4 protein-coding genes are annotated in these 2,736 nt (G+C 46.3%); all 4 read left to right on the forward strand.

What is annotated here, in order from left to right:
* Positions 1 to 124 precede the first annotated feature (124 nt).
* Positions 125 to 448 (forward strand): hypothetical protein, encoded by a 324-nt coding sequence (locus RMO55_RS08690; protein WP_310425831.1) that lies wholly within the window; start codon positions 125 to 127, stop codon positions 446 to 448.
* A 35-nt stretch (positions 449 to 483) separates the two neighbouring features.
* On the forward strand, positions 484 to 957 hold the full coding sequence (locus tag RMO55_RS08695; RefSeq protein ID WP_310425833.1) for a universal stress protein: 474 nt from the start codon (positions 484 to 486) through the stop codon (positions 955 to 957).
* Between the two features lie 27 nt (positions 958 to 984).
* Positions 985 to 1,476, forward strand: coding sequence for a pyridoxamine 5'-phosphate oxidase family protein (locus tag RMO55_RS08700; protein WP_310425835.1), 492 nt, complete (start codon positions 985 to 987; stop codon positions 1,474 to 1,476).
* A 111-nt stretch (positions 1,477 to 1,587) separates the two neighbouring features.
* On the forward strand, positions 1,588 to 2,736 hold a 1,149-nt coding region (locus RMO55_RS08705; RefSeq protein ID WP_310425837.1), incomplete at its 3' end, for an HAD-IC family P-type ATPase.

The raw sequence follows: 2,736 nt of genomic DNA on the forward strand, positions 1-2,736 counted from the left end.
TATCCAGAATTCGCTCGTTTTCTAGTGGAGCAAGGCATCGACTCGATTAGCCTCAATCCCGATTCAGTGATTAAAACTCGATTGGAAATTGCCCAAGTCGAAGCCAATATGTAACTGAATTTTTATGAAAAAGATAATTATTATCTCATGGGTATATGCGGGGTTTTTAGTAGCGATACCCTTTGAGGCAAATGGACTGAATTCACAAACAGTTACCCAAAACTTGCTTGACAAAACAAATTTACGAGTAGCCCAAAGTCGTCCTACTTACCAACGTGGCTACACCGTTCATTACCGCAGTCCCCGCGACCGCCGATGGACTTTAGAAGGTTTCCATGCCGAGCGTCGCGATGCCCAGCGTGCTGCCCGTAGATTGGAGCGGAGTGGTTTTAAAACCCAAATTCGCTCGCGTGCAGTAGCCGAACGTCGTCGTGGTGGAGATCGCTAATTGCATTAAACAAACTAAGAATAGCGGAAGTTAATATGTTTAAGAAGATTTTGGCGGCAATAGATGGCTCGGAAATGAGCCATGATGTTTTTAAGACAGCACTCGATATTGCGAAGGCCGACAAAGCTAATTTGTTACTCCTGCATGTTCTATCTTTCGAGGAACAGAATAGTCTATCGATCCCGCTGCCGACTGGGTTGGAGTATTTTCAAGCTGCGGATGGTGACACGCTGCAAATATATCGAGAACAGTGGCAAACTTACGAACAACACAGTTTGAATCTATTAAAATCGCTGGCAGATCGATCTACGACTGAAGGCGTAATAACTGAATTTCACCAGATTGCTGGTGGCCCTGGTCGAAAAATCTGTGAATTTGCTCAGTCTGAGGATGTCGATCTCATTGTGATGGGACACAGGGGCATTTCTGCTCTTAATGAGTTGCTTTTGGGCAGCGTCAGTAATTATGTCCTCCATCATACGCCTTGTTCTGTATTAATGAGTAAATAAGATCGTGAATTTTCAGAGAGAATAATTATGCTGAATATCGATGAAATGAGTGGAAAGGAAATGCGTGAATTACTACACAAAGTAGGCTACGGTCATCTCGGCTTCATCTATGAAGGAAAACCCAACACGATCCCAATGCATTATTATCTCGAAGACTCAGATATTTATCTATTTACAACCGAAGGGATGAAGACTTATGGCATGGATGCGAATCCAGAAATCTGCTTACAGGTTGAAGAAGTACACGGATCGCTGCATTGGCGGAGCGTCATGGCGAAGGGTCGAGCCGAACGTCTGACAGATCGATCGGAAATCGAACGGGTTACGAAATTAATTAAAGAGCAAAATCCGACACTTACTCCTGCTATTAATCGAACTTGGATCGATGCTTGGGGACGTGCAGACGTAGTGGTCATTTATCGGATCTCTCACTATCAGATGAGCGGAAGAATGACTAATGGAGTCAACTCTCAGCAGGAAATAAAAATACCTCATGAGATCCACACATCTTCAACCTAATATCGACGATCTTCAGGAATGAGAATAGTGTGATGATGGCGATTCAACTTGCTAATATTGCTGAGGCAAAATGTTAATTAAACTGACTAATTTAGTTGTGGCAACAGACTTATGATTTCGCCAATCGTTCGGCTAGAATCTACAGATCGCGTTGGCGAAGCCTCTCGGAACGAGAATCCCGTGGCTGGCTTATCCGATCGAGACGCAATCGCTAACCTCAAGCGCGATGGCTACAATGAACTTCCCTCAACTCAGGCTCGGAGTCTATTATCGATCGCGTGGGAGAGTATTCAAGATCCGATCTTTTTGCTACTCGTCGGCGGTGGCATCATTTATTGGATTTTAGGCGACCTCCAAGAAGCCTTAATCTTACTGGGTTTCGTCGTCTTCCTGACGGCAATTAGCCTGTACCAAGAAGGTAAAACCGAACACGCGCTAGAAGCCTTGCGCGATCTTTCTAGTCCTCGTGCCTTGGCAATTCGAGATGGACAGCGCAAACGGATTGCGGGGCGAGAAGTGGTGCGAGACGATATTTTAATGCTAGCAGAAGGAGACAGAGTACCTGCGGATGCGATCGTCCTATCCTGCACCAATCTCTCCACCGATGAGTCGTTACTAACTGGAGAATCCCTACCCGTTCGCAAAATTGCGGCTGTGGGAGATGTACAGATGGCACGTCCTGGGGGCGACGAATTGCCATTTGTATACTCTGGAACGTTGGTGGTGCAGGGACAGGGGATCGTCAAGGTGCGATCGATCGGCACACAGACGGAGATGGGCAAGATTGGCAACGCTTTACAGAAAGTGCCGCCAGAAGTCACTCCTCTGCAACGAGAAATGAATCGACTGGTGAGTCGCTTATTTGGGATTGCCTTGGCATTATGTGTGGCAATTGTCATCATTTATGGAGCTACGACTGGAGATTGGCTCAAAGGAGTCCTCGCTGGGATTACATTAGCGATGGCAATCTTGCCGAATGAATTTCCCGTCGTCGTGACGATCTTTCTCGCCTTGGGAGCTTGGCGGATTTCGCAGAATCATGTTTTAGCCCGTCGCACTTCCGCTGTTGAAACAGTTGGTTCGGCAACGGTTTTGTGTGTAGATAAAACAGGGACGCTGACTCTAAATCAGATGGCTGTGCAACAGTTATTCGCCTACAACCATCCCGAAAACCCTCAGCCTTACGATTTGGGATTGCATTCACAAGCAGCCCTGCCTGAAGCAGTTCACGAACTAGTTGAATTCTGTATTCTTGCCAGC

The organism is Chamaesiphon sp. VAR_48_metabat_135_sub, from assembly GCF_031418915.1.
Classification (GTDB): domain Bacteria; phylum Cyanobacteriota; class Cyanobacteriia; order Cyanobacteriales; family Chamaesiphonaceae; genus Chamaesiphon.

Bases quoted from the DNA above. Each gene is read 5' to 3' on its own strand.
- RMO55_RS08690 (WP_310425831.1), top strand. From the start codon at position 125: ATGAAAAAGATAATTATTATCTCATGGGTATATGCGGGGTTTTTAGTA.
- RMO55_RS08695 (WP_310425833.1), top strand. From the start codon at position 484: ATGTTTAAGAAGATTTTGGCGGCAATAGATGGCTCGGAAATGAGCCAT.
- RMO55_RS08700 (WP_310425835.1), top strand. From the start codon at position 985: ATGCTGAATATCGATGAAATGAGTGGAAAGGAAATGCGTGAATTACTA.